The organism is Streptomyces sp. SCSIO 30461, assembly GCF_037023745.1.
GTDB lineage: Bacteria > Actinomycetota > Actinomycetes > Streptomycetales > Streptomycetaceae > Streptomyces.
This window is the reverse complement of record NZ_CP146101.1, coordinates 1,802,549-1,819,229: the sequence shown is the minus strand read 5'-3', so window position 1 is coordinate 1,819,229 and position 16,681 is coordinate 1,802,549. Positions and strand designations below refer to the sequence as shown.

10 protein-coding genes and 1 pseudogene are annotated in these 16,681 nt (G+C 70.3%); 7 read left to right on the top strand and 4 right to left on the bottom strand.

The window, feature by feature from the left end; genetic code table 11:
* Positions 1–49: 49 nt before the first annotated feature.
* Complete coding sequence (glgB, locus tag V1460_RS08275) at positions 50–2,308, top strand: 1,4-alpha-glucan branching enzyme (RefSeq protein WP_338677968.1); 2,259 nt, start codon at positions 50–52, stop codon at positions 2,306–2,308.
* 66 nt (positions 2,309–2,374) lie between these two features.
* On the opposite strand, the gene V1460_RS08270 is transcribed toward glgB, so the two are convergent.
* Entirely contained in the window at positions 2,375–4,651 is a 2,277-nt protein-coding gene (locus tag V1460_RS08270; RefSeq protein ID WP_338673051.1) for an ATP-binding domain-containing protein, read from the bottom strand.
* Between the two features lie 154 nt (positions 4,652–4,805).
* Positions 4,806–5,333, bottom strand: coding sequence for an Lrp/AsnC family transcriptional regulator (locus V1460_RS08265; RefSeq protein WP_338677966.1), 528 nt, complete (start codon positions 5,331–5,333; stop codon positions 4,806–4,808).
* A gap of 12 nt (positions 5,334–5,345) precedes the next feature.
* Here V1460_RS08265 and V1460_RS08260 point away from each other — a divergent pair.
* Positions 5,346–5,582: pseudogene (locus V1460_RS08260) on the top strand (aldo/keto reductase); the annotation flags it as partial.
* 21 nt (positions 5,583–5,603) lie between these two features.
* Here the strand turns inward: V1460_RS08260 and V1460_RS08255 are convergent.
* A complete protein-coding gene (locus tag V1460_RS08255) occupies positions 5,604–6,992 on the bottom strand; it encodes a cation:dicarboxylate symporter family transporter (protein WP_338673050.1) in 1,389 nt (462 codons plus the stop codon).
* Between the two features lie 138 nt (positions 6,993–7,130).
* On the opposite strand from V1460_RS08255, the gene V1460_RS08250 reads away from it, so the two are divergent.
* A complete protein-coding gene (locus tag V1460_RS08250; RefSeq protein WP_338673049.1) occupies positions 7,131–8,915 on the top strand; it encodes an ATP-binding protein in 1,785 nt (594 codons plus the stop codon).
* The gene (locus tag V1460_RS08245) at positions 8,912–9,601 is read left to right on the top strand and encodes a response regulator (protein WP_338673048.1); all 690 of its coding nucleotides are present in this window, start codon (positions 8,912–8,914) and stop codon (positions 9,599–9,601) included. Before V1460_RS08250 ends, V1460_RS08245 begins: the two co-directional genes overlap by 4 nt.
* Positions 9,602–9,679: 78 nt before the next feature.
* Here the strand turns inward: V1460_RS08245 and V1460_RS08240 are convergent, their stop codons facing one another.
* Positions 9,680–10,705 carry an ATP-dependent 6-phosphofructokinase gene (locus tag V1460_RS08240; RefSeq protein WP_338673047.1) on the bottom strand — a complete coding sequence of 342 codons (1,026 nt, stop codon included), beginning with the start codon at positions 10,703–10,705 and terminating at the stop codon, positions 9,680–9,682.
* 285 nt (positions 10,706–10,990) lie between these two features.
* Here V1460_RS08240 and pta point away from each other — a divergent pair, with 285 nt between their 5' ends.
* From pta to pyk, 3 genes are all read left to right on the top strand, one after another.
* On the top strand, positions 10,991–13,099 hold the full coding sequence (pta, locus tag V1460_RS08235; RefSeq protein ID WP_338673045.1) for a phosphate acetyltransferase: 2,109 nt from the start codon (positions 10,991–10,993) through the stop codon (positions 13,097–13,099).
* Between the two features lie 5 nt (positions 13,100–13,104).
* Positions 13,105–14,361, top strand: coding sequence for an acetate kinase (locus V1460_RS08230; RefSeq protein WP_338673043.1), 1,257 nt, complete (start codon positions 13,105–13,107; stop codon positions 14,359–14,361).
* Between the two features lie 73 nt (positions 14,362–14,434).
* On the top strand, positions 14,435–15,865 hold the full coding sequence (gene pyk, locus V1460_RS08225) for a pyruvate kinase (RefSeq protein ID WP_338673042.1): 1,431 nt from the start codon (positions 14,435–14,437) through the stop codon (positions 15,863–15,865).
* Positions 15,866–16,681 lie beyond the last annotated feature (816 nt).

Here is a 16,681-nt window from a genome sequence, read left to right as displayed (position 1 = left end):
GACCCCCCGCACGCCAGCCGACCGCACCGCCTCAGCGGAATCCGCGTCCATTCGACCGGCCGCGCCCGACCAGCCGCCTGCCACCCGGCAGGCCGCGACGGGAAGCCACGGTGTGCGGCCCGCCAAGCCGCTGTCCGGCGCCGACCGCGAACGGCTGCTGCACGGCGCCCACCACGATCCTCACGGGCTGCTCGGCGCCCATCTGACCAGGATCGGGGTGGTGATCCGGGTCCTGCGCCCGTACGCCGAGTCGGTCACCGTGCTCGGCAAGGGTCTGCGGGCCGAGCTGCACGAGGAGGGTGACGGCTTCTTCTCGGGGGTGCTGCCGATGCGGCAGGTGCCCGAGTACTCGCTCCAGGTCAGGTACGGCGACGACACGCTTGTCGAGTTCGCCGACCCGTACCGCTTCCTCCCGGCGCTGGGCGAGCTGGATCTGCATCTGATCGGCGAGGGGCGGCACGAGGAGCTTTGGGGGGCGCTCGGCGCCCACCCGATGACCCACCAGGGTGTGACCGGCACCCGATTCACGGTGTGGGCTCCGAACGCCCGGGGCGTACGGCTCGTCGCGGACTTCAACCACTGGGACGGAACGGCCCACCCGCTGCGCTCACTCGGCTCGTCCGGGGTGTGGGAGCTGTTCGTACCGGAGGTGGGCGAGGGCGCCCTCTACAAGTTCGACATCACCCGACCCGACGGCTCGCACACCGTACGCGCCGACCCCATGGCCCGCCACACCGAGGTCCCGCCCGCGAACGCCTCCGTCGTGACCTCGTCCCGGCATACGTGGGGCGACGGGGAGTGGATGGCCCGGCGCGGTGAACGCCCTGTGCACGAAGCCCCGTTCTCCGTCTACGAGGTCCACCTGGCCTCCTGGCGCCCCGGTCTGACCTACCGCCAGCTGGCGGAGCAGCTTCCCGCCTATGTCAGGGACATGGGCTTCACTCATGTGGAGTTCATGCCGGTCGCCGAGCACCCCTTCGGGGGTTCCTGGGGATACCAGGTGACCGGCTTCTACGCCCCTACGGCCCGGATGGGCACCCCGGACGACTTCAGGTACCTGGTCGACTCCCTGCACCAGGCCGGCATCGGCGTGATCATGGACTGGGTCCCGGCGCACTTCCCCCGGGACGACTGGGCGCTGGCGGAGTTCGACGGGCGCCCGCTGTACGAGCACACGGACCCGGCCCGTGCCTCGCACCCCGACTGGGGCACGCTGGAGTTCGACTACGGCCGCAAGGAGGTACGCAACTTCCTGGTCGCCAACGCCGTGTACTGGTGCGAGGAGTTCCATATCGACGGGCTGCGGGTGGACGCCGTGGCCTCCATGCTCTACCTGGACTACTCGCGCGAGTACGGCCAGTGGAGCCCGAACGAGCACGGCGGGCGGGAGAACCTGGACGCGGTGGCCTTCCTCCAGGAGATGAACGCGACGGTCTACCGGCGCTGCCCCGGGGTGGTCACCATCGCCGAGGAGTCCACGGCCTGGGACGGCGTCACCCGGCCGACGCACCATGCGGGACCGGCCGGATTCGGCGGCCTCGGCTTCGGGCTGAAGTGGAACATGGGCTGGATGCACGACTCGCTCGGCTATGTCACGCACGAGCCGGTGCACCGCAAGTACCACCACAACGAGATGACCTTCTCCATGGTCTACGCGTACAGCGAGAACTACGTCCTGCCGATCTCGCATGACGAGGTGGTGCACGGCAAGCAGGCGCTGGTGTCGAAGATGCCCGGCGACTGGTGGCAGCGCCGGGCCACCCACCGTGCCTACCTGGGCTTCATGTGGGCTCATCCGGGCAAGCAACTGCTCTTCATGGGCCAGGAGTTCGCCCAAGGCGCCGAGTGGTCGCACGAACACGGCCCCGAGTGGTGGTTGATGGACGAGACCTACCACTCGGCCGGCGACCACCGGGGCGTGCGCGACCTGGTGCGCGAGCTGAACGCGGTGTACGGGGCGACCCCGGCGCTGTGGGAGCGGGACACCCTGCCCGAGGGCTTCGCATGGGTGGACGGGGGCGCCGCTGAGGACAATGTGTTCGCCTTCCTGCGCTTCGACGCGCAGGGGGGCCCGCTGCTCGCGGTGTCCAACTTCTCGCCCGTGGTCCGGGGCGACTACCGGCTGGGCGTGCCTCCCGCGGCCTCCGCCTGGGCCGAGGTGCTGAACACGGACGCGGCCCGCTTCGGCGGAAGCGACGTGCTCAACGCGGAGCCGCTGAAGCCCGAGCAGGTGGGCGCGCACGGGCGGCGCACCAGCATCCAGCTGACGCTGCCGCCGCTCGCGACGGTGTGGCTGAAGCCGGCCTGATCCCGGCGCCGCACCGCACCGGCCGCACGGAACGGGGGCGAGTCGATCGGCTCGCCCCCGTTCCGCTCAACGCCCCGGCTGATCCGCGAGCGCTGCGGGCAGCTCTCCGGTGTGCACCAGGCCCAGCCGCTGGGTGGCCCGGGTCAGCGCCACATACAGATCGCTGTCCCCGAAACGGGCCGGCTCCACCACGATCACGGCGTCGAACTCCAGGCCCTTCGCCTGTCTCGGGTCGAGCAACACGACGGTCCTGGTCAGGTCGACGGTCCCGGTCAGATCGACGGTCCCGCTCGTCGTGTCGCCGAGCGCCCGCAGCTCCCCGTGCAGCTCACGCGGCGCGATCACCGCCAGCCTCCCGTCGGCGGGCTTCTCGCGCTCCACGGCCGCGAGCACCGCGGCGGCCCGGTCTTCTTCCGTTACCCGTTCGGCCCAGGGCATGGTCCCGGTGGACCGTACGGACCTCGGAGGCTCGAAGCCCGGCTGGTTCACCCGCAGGGCGGCTGCCGCCAGATCCATGATCTCGGCGGGCGTACGGTAGTTGACCCCGAGCCTGGTGTGCTGCCAGCGGTCCTGGACGTACGGCCCGAGGATGTCCTGCCAGGAGCCGCACCCGGCCGCGTCGGCGGTCTGCGCCGGGTCGCCGACCAGGGTCATCGACCGGCTGGGGCTGCGCCGCATCAGCAAGCGCCAGGCCATGGCGGACAGTTCCTGTGCCTCGTCCACGATGATGTGGCCGAAGGCCCAGGTGCGGTCGGCGGCGGCCCGCTCGGCCGCGCTGCGGTGGTCGCGCTCCTCGTGCCGCTCGGCCATCCGCTCGGCGTCGATGACGTCGTGCGCGGACAGCACCTCGGAGGCGTCGGCGTCGATGTCCTCCTTGTCCTCGAACTCGTAGGTACGGGAGGCGTACGAGACATCGAGCACGCCTTGCGCATAGGCGATCTGCCGGGCCCGCTCGGCCTCGGCGGCCGCACGGGCCGCTGAGTCGTCGGCACCGAGCAGTTCGGCCGCCTCGTCCAGCAGCGGCACGTCGGCCGGAGTCCACGCCGACCGCGCGCCGTGGCCGCGGCGGATCAGAGCGGCATCGTCGTCGTCCAGGTGCACCGGATCGGCGAGGAAGTCGGCGAGGAACTCGCGGGGTGTGAGCGGCGGCCACAGCGAGGCGATGGCGGAGTGCACCTCGGGGCTGGCGGCGACGGCCTTTCCGAGCTGGGCGATGTCGTCGGGTCCGAGGAAGTTGGGGCCGCCGTAGGGGTCGGCCCCGATCCGGTCCACGAGCTGGGCGGTGAGGTCGTCGATGAGGTGGAACACGAAGTAGGGACGGGCGAGGTTGTGCGGCAGCCCGGTCTCGCGGGCCTTGTGCCGGGCCTCGACGGCCATGTCCCAGTCCAGGGTCAACTCGCCGTCGTCGTGCGGGATGACGATCGGCTCACCCTTCCCGGGCACCTGCTGCCGGTCCCGGACCGCTTCGGCCAGCACGCCCGCCATACGGGCCCCGCCCTTCACGGCCGCGGCCGCGGGGCTTTCGGTGGCGGTGGCGTGCACTCCGGGGAACAGTTCGCCGATGGTCGCGAGCAGCACACCCGTCTCACCGAGCGAGGGCAGCACCTCGCCGATGTAGCCGAGGAACGCGGGGTTGGGACCGACGATCAGCACGGCCCGCTTGGCCAGCTGTTCCCGGTACGCGTACAGCAGATACGCGGCCCGGTGCAGCGCCACGGCGGTCTTTCCGGTGCCGGGACCGCCCTCCACCACGAGCACCCCGTGCTGCGGGGCGCGGATGATCCGGTCCTGCTCGGCCTGGATGGTCGCGACGATGTCCGCCATCCGCCCGGTGCGGGCGCTGTTGAGCGAGGCCAGCAGCACCTCGTCGGCGTCATGCGACTCGTACCCGGTGCGGGTGGTGTCGCTGAGGTCCATGATTTCGTCGTGCAGAGCGGTGACGGTACGCCCTTCGGTGGTGATGTGCCGGCGGCGCCGCAACCCCATGGGTTCGTATCCGGTCGCGAGATAGAACGGCCGGGCCACGGGTGCCCGCCAGTCGATCAGCAGCGGAGTGCGTTCGCGGTCGTCACGCCGGATTCCGGTGCGGCCGATGTGGTACGTCACACCGTCCCGGTGGTCGATGCGCCCGAAGCACAGCCCGGCGTCGGCGGCGTCGAGCGCGGCGAGCGTGGCTGAGTGCTCGATCACGGCGATGTCGCGTTCGACGCGCGCCTGCCGTCCGGTACCGGTCTGCTTGACGACGGCGGACGCGGCGACCTCGGCCTCCGCCCTGAGCTGGTCGAGCCGCTCATGGACGACGGAGACGAATTGCTGTTCCTGCCGCAATTCCTCGGTTGACAACTCAGCTCCCGACGCGATAGAGTGCATTTGTTAAAGCTTCCCGCGATTTTGGTATGCCCGCACACGGAGCCATCCAATATACGTGAGGAAATGCCCCGGTCGTCAATTCGACCGGGGCATTTCTTGTTTCGGTTCCCGGTTTCCGGGGCGCTGCTCAGGCCCGGCGGGCGGCGGGCGACAGGGGCCGGCGCTCCCGTGGTGAGGTGAGCACGATCGAGGTGGTCGTACGCCCCAGCGCCGAGGTCTGCTCGAGGACGCCCTCCAGATGCACGGTGTCCCTCGTGGCCACCTTGAGGATCCAGCAGTCCCCGCCGACGACATGGTGTCCTTCCAGGACCTCCGGCCGCGCGAAGAGCTCCCGGGAGCGCGGATGCCCGATGCCGTGGCCGGCGTACGGGCTGACCCGGATGAATGCCTGGATGCCGTAGCCGAGCCGAGCCGGTGACACATGCGCGCCGTAACCGGTGATCACGCCGCTCGACTCCAGCCGCCGCACCCTCTCGGCGACCGCGGCCGGACTGAGGCTGACCCTCCTGCCGAGTTCGCTGAGGGTGATGCGGCCGTCGGCCTGGATGATTTCCAGAATGTGCCGGTCGACCGGGTCGAAGGCGCCCCCCGAGGCTTCCTCGGTGCCTGACCGCGAATGCCGTTGTTCTTTCGGCGCGGAGGCCGGAACTCCCATTTCTCCCCCTTCATGAAGCCACGTGCGCTGGGTGACCTGCGCGTCCTGCCCATCGGCCTGGGAGCGATGCCCCTCTCCGTCGAGGGCCGCCCCGACGAGACGCGGGCGGTGGCCACCGTCCACGCCGCGCTCGACGCCGGTGTGACGCTGATAGACACCGCCGACTCGTACCACGCCCCGGGTGAACGCACCGGATTGGGTGAGGAGTTGGTGGCACGTGCGCTCGGCTCGTACGGCGGAGGCACCGACCCGTGGGGGGACGAGGAGCGGTCAGACCTTCACGGTCGGCACGGGCACGGGCTGCTCCCGCTGGTCCGGTACGTCGCTCTCGGCCGACACTGCGGGCGCCCGGTCGCCGGACTCGTCGAGCAGGGTCCGCTCGTCGAACGGGACCCGCCCTGCAAGCACCTCGGCGACCCGCTCCTTGTCGATCTCCTTGGTCCAGGTGCCGATGAGCACGGTGGCGACGGCGTTGCCCGCGAAATTGGTCAGGGCGCGCGCCTCGCTCATGAAGCGGTCGATACCGACGATCAGGCCGACCCCGTCCACCAGCGCGGGCTTGTGCGACTGCAGGCCGCCGGCGAGCGTCGCGAGTCCCGCGCCGGTGACGCCCGCGGCGCCCTTGGACGCGATGATCATGAAGACCAGCAGCGAGATCTGCTCGCCCACCGACAGCGGGGTGCCCATCGCCTCGGCGACGAACAGGGAACCCATCGTCAGATAGATCGCGGTGCCGTCGAGGTTGAAGGAGTAACCGGTCGGCACGGTGATGCCCACCACCGGCTTCGAGACGCCCAGGTGCTCCATCTTCGCGATCAGGCGCGGCAGCGCGGACTCGGACGACGAGGTGGAGAGGATCAACAGGAACTCCCGGCCCAGATACCTGAGCAGGGCGAACAGATTCACCCCGGCGGCCAGTCGCAGCAACGTGCCGAGCACGACCAGGACGAACAGCGCGCAGGTGACATAGAAGCCGATCATGATGACCGCGAGCGACTTGAGCGCGTCGACACCGGTCTCGCCCACCACCGCGGCGATCGCGCCGAAGGCGCCCACCGGAGCGGCCCACATGATCATCGCGAGGATGCGGAAGACCAGGCGCTGGATGTGGCCGATGCCGCGCAGGACCGGCTCCCCGGCGCTGCCCATGGCCTGGAGCGCGAAGCCCGCCAGCAGAGCGACCAGCAGCGTCTGGAGGACCTCGCCCTCGGTGAAGGCCGAGACCAGGGTCGTGGGGATGACACCGAGCAGGAAGTCCACCGTGCCCTCACTGGCACCGGCCGCCTGCTTCTCGCCGGCCGCCTTCGCTGCCTCGGTGAGGTGGAGGCCGGATCCCGGCTCCAGGATGTTGCCGACGACCAGGCCGATCCCGAGGGCGATGGTGGACATCACCAGGAAGTAACCGAGGGCGAGGCCGCCGACCGCGCCCACCTTGGCGGCTTTGCGGACCGAGCCCACGCCGAGCACGATCGTGCAGAAGATGATGGGGGAGATCATCATCTTGATCAGGTTCACAAAGCCGGTGCCCAGCGGCTTGAGCTCGACGGCGACACCGGGGGCCGCGAAGCCCACGGCGATGCCGAGGGCGACGGCACCGATGACGGCGAGATACAGGTAGTGCGTACGGTCCCGCCGTGCGGCTGCTGGTGCGGTTGCCACGGGGATTCCTCCTCGGCCTGGTGAAACGTCCTTGTCGTCCACGTCCCGTTGGACTGCCGTGACTATCCACCACCCTGTGACACCGGTCACCCTTGCGTACGTTTCGTTCACACGAAAGCGGACGTGCACACTGACGGCATGCACATACGGCGTCCACGCCCCCGACCCCGGAGCCTCGCCGGCCAGCTCTTCGCGATGCAGGTCGTCCTGGTCGCGGCGGTCGTGGCCGGGTGCGCCGTGTTCGCGTATCTCACCGACCGGGACCAGGCGGAGGAGACCGCGCGGCGGCAGACGGTGGCGACCGCCACGGCGGTGGCCGACTCGCCGTCGGTGATCGTGGCGGCGCGGACGGACCGGGCGGAGCCGGGCATCCGCGGGCGGGCGGCGGACGGTGCGCCGGGCGCCGTGTTCAGCGAGGTCGCACGGACCAGTGCGGTGCTCCAGCCCTACGCGGAGCGGGTGCGCGAGGACTCCGGTGTGGACTTCGTGGTGATCATGGCGCCCGACGGGACCCGCTGGACCCATCCGGAACCGGAGCAGATCGGCCGCACCTACATCGGGCACACCGCCGAGGCGTTGCAGGGCCGGACCTTCTCCGAGACGCACAAGGGGGTGCTCGGCCTCTCGGTGCGGACGATCACTCCGGTACGCGACGGCGGCCGAATCGTCGCCCTGGTCAGCGCGGGCATCACCATCGACCGGATCAGCGCGCAGGTGTCCCAGCAGCTCACCGCGCTGCTGGGGACGGCGGGAGCCGCGCTGGCACTGGGCGGCGCGGGCACGTATGTGATCAACGCCCGGCTGCGGAGGCACACACACGGGATGAACGCGGCCGAGCTCAGCCGGATGCACGACTACCACGAGGCCACGCTGCACGCGCTGCGCGAGGGGCTGCTGATGCTGGACGGGCAGCGGCGGATCGCGTTGATCAACGACGGCGCCCGGGAACTGCTGGGCCTCGGCCCCGACTCAGTAGGGCGCGGCCCGGCCGAACTCGGGCTGCCGCCGGGGCTCACCGGCGCCCTGCTGGCCAGTGAGCCGCGGGTGGACGAACTTCATCTGACCTCGGACCGGGTGCTGGTCGTGTCGACCCAGCCGGTGGTCGGCGGAGAGCGTCGGGGCACGGTGGTGACCCTGCGGGACCACACCGAACTCCAGTCGCTCACCGGCGAGCTGGACTCGGAGCGCGGATTCAGCCAGGTGCTGCGCGCCCAGGCGCATGAGGCGGCGAACCGCCTGCACACCGTGGTCTCGCTGATCGAACTGGGCCGTACGGACGAGGCGGTGCGGTTCGCCACCGCCGAACTGGAGCTGGCGCAGGCGCTCACGGACCGTGTGGTGAGCGCGGTCGGCGAACCGGTGCTGGCGGCGCTGCTGCTGGGCAAGGCGGCGCAAGCCAATGAGAGCGGTGTGGAGCTGGTGCTCAGCGATGACAGCCGCATCGATGACGGTGTGCTGCCGCCCTGGCTGTCCACGCGCGATCTGGTGACGATCCTGGGCAACCTCATCGACAACGCGGTGGAGGCGGCGTCCGCGCCGGGCGCGCGTGCGGGAGCGCCCCCGCCCGCGCGGTCGCGGGTCACCGTCTCCGCCCGCGCCGACGGTCGCGAACTCGTACTCCGCGTCGGCGACAGCGGCTCGGGCGTGGGATCCGGCGACAGGGACGCGGTGTTCGAGCGCGGCTGGTCGACCCGGGGTCCCGGCAGGGGCCTCGGCCTCGCCCTCGTACGGCAGGCCGTGCACAGGGGCCGTGGCACCGTCGAGATCGCCCAGGCGCCCGACGGCGGTGCCCAATTCACCGTACGGCTGCCGCTGCGTGCGGAGGAACCGGCCGAAGAGCCGGGCGCGCGCGCAGGCGAACCGGGGGGCGACGAGGCAGGCGCCCGCATGGGCGAACCGGCGGGCGAAGGGGTGAGCGGATGAGCGGCGCCCGGAATGTGCGTGTACTCGTCGTGGAGGACGACCCGGTCGCGGCCGACGCGCACGCGCTCTACGTCGGACGCGTACCCGGCTTCGGCGTCGCCGGTGTGGCGCACTCGCGCGCCGAGGCGCACCGGTTGCTGGAGCGGACTCCCGTCGACCTGATCCTGCTCGACCTGTATCTGCCCGACGGGCACGGGCTCCAACTGCTGCGGTCGCTGCGCGCGGGCGGGCATGCGGCGGACGTCATCGCCGTCACATCGGCCCGTGATCTGGCGGTCGTGCGTGAGGGAGTGTCGCTCGGGGTGGTGCAGTATGTGCTCAAGCCTTTCGCCTTCGCCACCCTGCGCGATCGCCTCGTCCGATACGCCGAGTTCCGGGCTGCCGCGGGTGAGGCGTCGGGCCAGGAGGACGTGGACCGGGCCCTCGCGACACTCCGTGCGCCGCAACCCGCCGCGCTTCCGAAGGGGTTGAGCGGCCCGACGCTGGAAGCGGTCACCCGTGCCCTGCGCGACTCCCCCGGCGGGGTGACGGCCGCCGAGACCGGGGCCGCGCTGGGGATCTCCCGGATCACCGCACGGCGCTATCTGGAGCACCTGGTGTCGGCGGGGCGTGCGGACCGCAGTCCCCAGTACGGGCAGATCGGCCGTCCCGAGCTCCAGTACCGCTGGCTCCCGTCCGACCGCTGACGCGTCGCGGCGCTGCCCAGGCCCCCTGCCCGTGCGGGAGGGGGTCGCCCCGTCCGGCCCGGCGGCCGACCGGCCCGCTCAGAAGACCGACTCCGCCTCGCAGAACCGGTCCGGCGGCACCGTCTTCAGCCGGGTGACCGCCTCCGCCAGCGGCACCAGCACCACCTCGGTACCGCGCAGCGCCGTCATCAGGCCGAACTCGCCCTGATGCGCCGCCTCGACCGCGTGCCAGCCGAAGCGGGTCGCGAGCACCCTGTCGTACGCGGTCGGCACACCGCCGCGCTGGACGTGCCCCAGGATCACGGGCTTGGCCTCCTTGCCGAGCCTGCGTTCCAGCTCGACGGCGAGGCGTCCGCCGATACCCAGGAAGCGCTCGTGGCCGTACTGGTCGATCTCGCCCTTGCGGTAGTCCATGGAGCCCTGGACGGGGTGGGCGCCCTCGGCGACGCAGATGACGGCGAACCGCTTGCCCCGGGCGAAACGCTCCTCCACCATCTTCACCAGGTCGTCGACCTCGAAGGGGCGTTCCGGCAGGCAGATCCCGTGGGCGCCGCCCGCCATTCCGGACTCCAGCGCGATCCAGCCGGCGTGCCGCCCCATCACCTCGACCACCATGACCCGCTGGTGCGACTCCGCCGTGGTCATGAGGCGGTCGATCGCCTCGGTGGCGACGGTGACGGCGGTGTCGAAACCGAAGGTGCGGTCGGTGGCCGAGATGTCGTTGTCGATGGTCTTCGGCACTCCCACGACGGGCATTCCGGCCTCGGACAGCATCCGGGCCGCGGTGAGCGTTCCTTCGCCACCGATCGGGATCAGCACGTCGATGCCGTACCGCCGGGCCAACTCGGTGCTGTTCTCGGCGGCTTCGCGCAGCCGGGAGCGTTCGAGGCGGGCCGAGCCGAGGATGGTGCCGCCGCGGGCCAGGATGCCGCCGACGGCGTTGAGGTCGAGCGGACGGTAGTGGCCGTCGAGCAGGCCCTTGAATCCGTCCTCGAAACCGATGACTTCGTCTCCGTAGCCGGTCATGGCGCGGTGGACGACCGACCGGATCACTGCGTTCAGGCCCGGGCAGTCGCCGCCCGCGGTGAGGACTCCGATACGCATCGTGCCGTCACTCCCGATCTCCCTCCCCCCTCACCCCGTACACGCGGCGATCACCGGTGCACATGGCGTCCACCGCTACCGATTCTTCCACTCGGGGCCGCTCACGCACTCCAGGCCGACGCGGCGGGCGCCTTACCCACCGCCGGGGGTATTGTCAAGAGGGCAATGCGACCCCATCGGGGGTATTCCAGCGTGCCAGATCGCCGTTGGCACATGCCCCGGACGCCGCACCGCATTCGGCACAGGACCGCCCGACGCAGCGACAGCAGAAACAGGAGACGACGCGTGACCCGCAGCGTGTACGTGACCGGGATCGACCGCGGCGACGGCCGCCAGGTGGTGGATCTGGGGATGATGGAGCTCCTGACCCGGCAGGTGGACCGCGTGGGCGTGTTCCACCCCCTGATGCACGACGGGCCCGACCGGCTGTTCGACCTGCTGCGCGTCCGCTACCGGCTCACCCAGGATCCGGCATCCGTGTACGGCATGGCATACGACGAAGCCGCCGCGCTCCAGGCGGAGAAGGGCACCGACGAGTTGGTGTCCCAACTGGTCGAGCGTTTCCTCGCGGTGGCGAGGGAGTACGAGGTGGTGCTCGTACTCGGCACGGACTTCCACGCCACCCAACTCCCCGACGAGCTCGCGCTGAACGCACGGCTGGCCAACGAGTTCGGCGCGTCCGTCATCGCCGTGGTGGGCGGCAAGGGCCAGACCGCGGAGTCCGTACGCGCCGAGACCCGCAACGCCCACCGTGCCTACGAGGTGCTGGGCTGCGACATCCTCGCCATGGTGGTGAACCGGGTGGCGCCGCAGGACCGCGAGGCGATCGCCGAACGGCTCGCCGCCCGCGTACCCGTCCCGTGCTATGTCATACCCGACGAACCGGCGCTGGCTGCCCCTACGGTTGCCCAGGTCACCCAGGCGCTGGGAGCGACAGTGCTGCTCGGGGACGACTCGGGGCTGGCCCGCGACGCGCTCGGCTTCGTCTTCGGTGGCGCGATGCTGCCGAATCTGCTGAAGGCCCTGACTCCCGGCTGCATGGTCGTCACCCCGGGTGACCGCGCCGATCTCGTGGTCGGCGCGCTCGCCGCACACTCAGCGGGAACTCCGCCCATCGCGGGACTGCTGCTGACCCTGGACGAGCGGCCCGCCGACTCGATCCTGGCCCTGGCCTCCCGACTGGCGCCCGGCACCCCGGTGATCTCGGTGCCCGGCGGCTCCTTCCCCACCGCCGCCGAGCTCTTCGCGATGGAGGGCCGGTTGAGCGCGGCGACACCGCGTAAGGCGGAGACCGCGATCGGGCTCTTCGAGCGCTATGTCGACACCGCGGGACTGCTCGCCCGGGTCGAGGTCGCGCGCACCGGGCGGGTCACCCCGATGATGTTCGAGCACGATCTGCTGGAGCAGGCCCGCGCCGTCCGGCGCCGGGTCGTGCTGCCCGAGGGCACCGAGGAGCGGGTGCTGCGCGCCGCCGATGTGCTGCTGCGCCGCAACGTCTGCGACCTCACGCTGCTCGGCGATGCCGAGGCGATCCGCAAGAAGGCGGCGGACCTCGGCATCGACCTCGGCGACGTGCAGATCATCGATCCCGCGCGCTCCGAGCTGCGCGAGCGATTCGCCGAGCGGTACGCACGGCTGCGCGCCCACCGCGGAGTCTCCGTCGAACTGGCGCACGACGTCGTGTCGGACGTCAACTACTTCGGCACCCTGATGGTCCAGGAGGGCCTGGCGGACGGCATGGTGTCGGGTTCGGTGCACTCCACCGCGTCGACGATCCGGCCCGCCTTCGAGATCATCAAGACCAAGCCCGATGCCGGGATCGTGTCCTCCGTCTTCTTCATGTGCCTCGCCGACAAGGTGCTGGTGTACGGGGACTGCGCGGTCAACCCCGACCCGGACGCCGAGCAACTCGCCGACATCGCGGTGCAGTCGGCTGCCACGGCTGCGCGCTTCGGCGTGGAGCCGCGGATCGCGATGCTGTCGTACTCCACCGGCAGTTCCGGCTCGGGCGCCGATGTGGACAAGGTGCGCGAGGCCACCAAGCTGGTGCGCGAGCGGCATCCCGAGCTCAAGATCGAGGGCCCCATCCAGTACGACGCGGCGGTGGCGCCCTCCGTCGCCGCGACCAAGCTGCCGGGGTCCGAAGTGGCCGGCCAGGCCACGGTGCTGGTCTTCCCCGACCTGAACACCGGGAACAACACGTACAAGGCGGTGCAGCGTTCGGCCGGAGCGGTGGCCGTCGGTCCAGTGCTCCAGGGGCTGCGCAAGCCGGTCAACGACCTCTCCCGGGGCGCTCTCGTCAGCGACATCGTCAACACGGTCGCGATCACCGCCATCCAGTCCCAGCCGCAGTCCCTGTCCCAGGCCCCGTCCCCGTCCCCGTCCCAGGAGTAGCCCGTATGACCCGCAGCCGTGCCTCCCGTGTCCTGGTCCTGAACTCCGGCTCCTCGTCCGTCAAGTACCAGTTGCTGGACATGCGCGACGGCTCCCGGCTCGCCGTCGGCCTGGTCGAGCGCATCGGCGAGCAAACCTCCCGGCTGGTCCACACCGTGCCCGCAGGACCGAACGCCGGGACACGCGAGCGCACGGACCCGGTCCCTGACCACGGTGCGGCGCTGAAGGCCGTGGGCGAGGAACTGGCGCGGGACGGTCTGGGCCTGGACTCCCCCGAGCTCGCCGCCATCGGCCACCGGGTCGTGCACGGCGGGCAGCGGTTCACCGCACCCACCGTGGTGGACGACGAGGTACTCGTGGAGATCGAGCGCCTCGTACCCGTCGCTCCACTGCACAACCCGGCGAACATCACCGGTATCCGCACCGCACGGGCGTTGCGCCCGGATCTGCCGCAGGTGGCGGTGTTCGACACCGCGTTCCACACGACGATGCCGGAGCACGCGGCCCGGTACGCCATCGACGCCGCGACCGCGGACGCGTACCGGATCCGCCGCTACGGCTTCCACGGCACCTCGCACGCCTATGTCTCGCGCCGGACCGCCGAGTTGCTCGGCAAGGCACCCGAAGACGTCAACGTCATCGTGCTGCACCTGGGCAACGGGGCCTCGGCGTCGGCGGTCGCCGGCGGACGCTGCGTCGACACCTCGATGGGGCTGACCCCGCTGGAGGGGTTGGTCATGGGCACCCGCTCGGGTGATCTCGATCCGGCCGTGATCTTCCATCTGGGCCGGGTCGCCGGAATGTCCATGGACGAGATCGACACCCTGCTCAACAAGCAGAGCGGTCTGGTCGGACTGTGCGGCGACAACGACATGCGGGAGATCCGCCGCCGGATCGGCGAAGGCGACCGCGCCGCGCTGCTCGCCTTCGAGATCTACGTGCACCGGCTGCGTAAATACATCGGCGCCTATTACGCCGTACTCGGCCGGGTGGACGCGGTGGTGTTCACGGCGGGGGTCGGTGAGAACGCGGCCGAGGTGCGGGAGGCTGCCACCGCCGGTCTTGAGGAGCTGGGGCTTGTGCTGGACACGGAGCTGAACGCCGTGCGGTCCGCTGAGCCGCGGCTCGTCTCGCCGGCCCACGCACGGGTCGCGGTCGCGGTGGTACCGACGGACGAGGAGCGGGAAATCGCCCGGCAGACCTTCGCCCTGATCGGGAACACATCCACCGGGAAAACAGCTACTGGCGAGTCTCACGCCTGAGCGGCACAGCGCCCATTTGTACTTTTCACCAGACGGAATATTCCGGCTAGAAACAAACCGATAGGATCGCCTTATGCGCCGTTCCAAAATCGTCTGCACACTGGGCCCCGCCGTCGACTCCTACGAGCAGCTGAAAGCGCTCATCGAGGCCGGCATGAACGTGGCCCGTTTCAACATGAGTCACGGGACCCAGGCAGAGCACCAGGAGCGGTACGACCGTCTCCGCAGGGCAGCCGCCGAGACCGGCCGCCCGGTCGGGGTGCTCGCCGACCTCCAGGGCCCCAAGATCCGTCTGGAGACCTTCGCCGAAGGACCGGTCGAGCTGGTCCGCGGCGACGAGTTCACCATCACCACCGAGGACGTCCAGGGCGACAAGTCCATCTGCGGCACCACGTACAAGGGCCTGCCCGGAGACGTCTCCAAGGGCGACCAGATCCTGATCAACGACGGGAACGTCGAGCTGCGGGTGGTCGAGATCGAGGGCCCGCGGGTGAAGACGATCGTGGTCGAGGGCGGTGTCATCTCCGACCACAAGGGCATCAACCTGCCCGGCGCGGCGGTCAACGTCCCAGCCCTGTCCGAGAAGGACGTGGAGGACCTCCGCTTCGCCCTGCGGATGGGCTGCGACCTGGTGGCGCTGTCCTTCGTACGGGACGCCGACGACGTCAAGGACGTCCACAAGGTGATGGACGACGAGGGCCGCCGGGTCCCGGTCATCGCCAAGGTGGAGAAGCCGCAGGCCGTCGAGAACATGGAGGCCGTTGTCATGGCCTTCGACGGGGTGATGGTGGCGCGCGGCGACCTGGCCGTCGAGCACCCCCTCGAAAGGGTCCCGATGGTGCAGAAGCGGCTCATCGAGCTGTGCCGCCGCAACGCCAAGCCGGTGATCGTGGCGACCCAGATGATGGAGTCGATGATCACCAACTCCCGGCCGACCCGCGCCGAGGCGTCCGACGTCGCCAACGCGATCCTGGACGGCACGGACGCCGTGATGCTCTCGGCCGAGTCCAGCGTGGGCGCCTACCCGATCGAGACGGTCAAGACGATGTCCAAGATCGTCGCCGCCGCCGAGGAAGAGCTCCTCTCCAAGGGCCTCCAGCCCCTGGTCCCCGGCAAGAAGCCCCGCACCCAGGGCGGTTCGGTGGCCCGCGCCGCCTGCGAGATCGCCGACTTCCTCGACGGCCGCGCCCTGGTCGCCTTCACCCAGTCCGGCGACACCGCCCGCCGCCTCTCCCGCTACCGTGCCGAGCAGGCGATCCTCGCCTTCACGACGGACGAGAACACCCGCAACCAGCTCACCCTGAGCTGGGGCGTGGAGCCCTTCATCGCCCCGTTCGTGGAGACCACCGACGCGATGGTCGACCTGGTGGACGCGGCCCTGCTGAAGCTCCAGCGCTTCAACCCGGGCGACACCATGATCATCACCGCGGGCTCCCCTCCCGGCATCCCCGGCACCACCAACATGGTGCGGGTCCACCACCTGGGCGGCGAGAAGCGCCACTGACCGACGATGTACAGCGGTGGGCCGCACCCGAGCGGATCGGGTGCGGCCCACTGTCGTTTCCTGCCGCAAGCAGCGGGAAGAGTTGGGACAAGAGCCGGGGGGCGACACGTACTGCCCTTGCGCGATACGAAATGCCACCCTGGTCAAACCCCGCAGAGGGTCGAAGCCCCAAGCGAGTTCGACAGGCTCATCCCATACCACTCCGACAAGCGCCGACTCCCCCGCTCTGCGGAACCCGGTGCTCGGTCACCCCGCCCCGCTCGGTCGTGAGCCGCTAGGAGTCTTCGGTGACGCGCATGACGTCCTTCAGGATCGCGGTCATGACCTGCACACCGCGTACAGGGTCCACTGCTCGATGAACTCGGACACGGCCATGTTGCACGAGCCGCTCCTTCAGGCGGTCAAGGATTCAGGAGACTGCCACTGCTCTCCGGGCAGGCGCCGAGGGCGGGACCTTCCGAACCTCGCAGGCCCTTCCGGGCGCCCCGGTGCTAGCCGCCACCGGCGAACTCGGTGAAGCGTAGAGCGCGGACTTCATCCTCATGACAGGCCGATAACGTCCGGCGACGGACGTTCATTTCCCCGTCAGCCGCCTTGCGAGAACCTCGTTACCAACACGTCACCTTCACATGTTGCACACAGATAACTCCAGCCGTGAGCTTGGTGTTTACACATAGTGCGCCAGGAGAACGACACCCGCACTCCCCCGCTTCCACCCCGCACGGCCGAGTAAAGCCTTGCGGCGCCCAGTTGGACCGGGGTTAGGGTGATCGCAGCGCGCAAGGTGGGGACCTTGACCACCCCACCATGACGCGC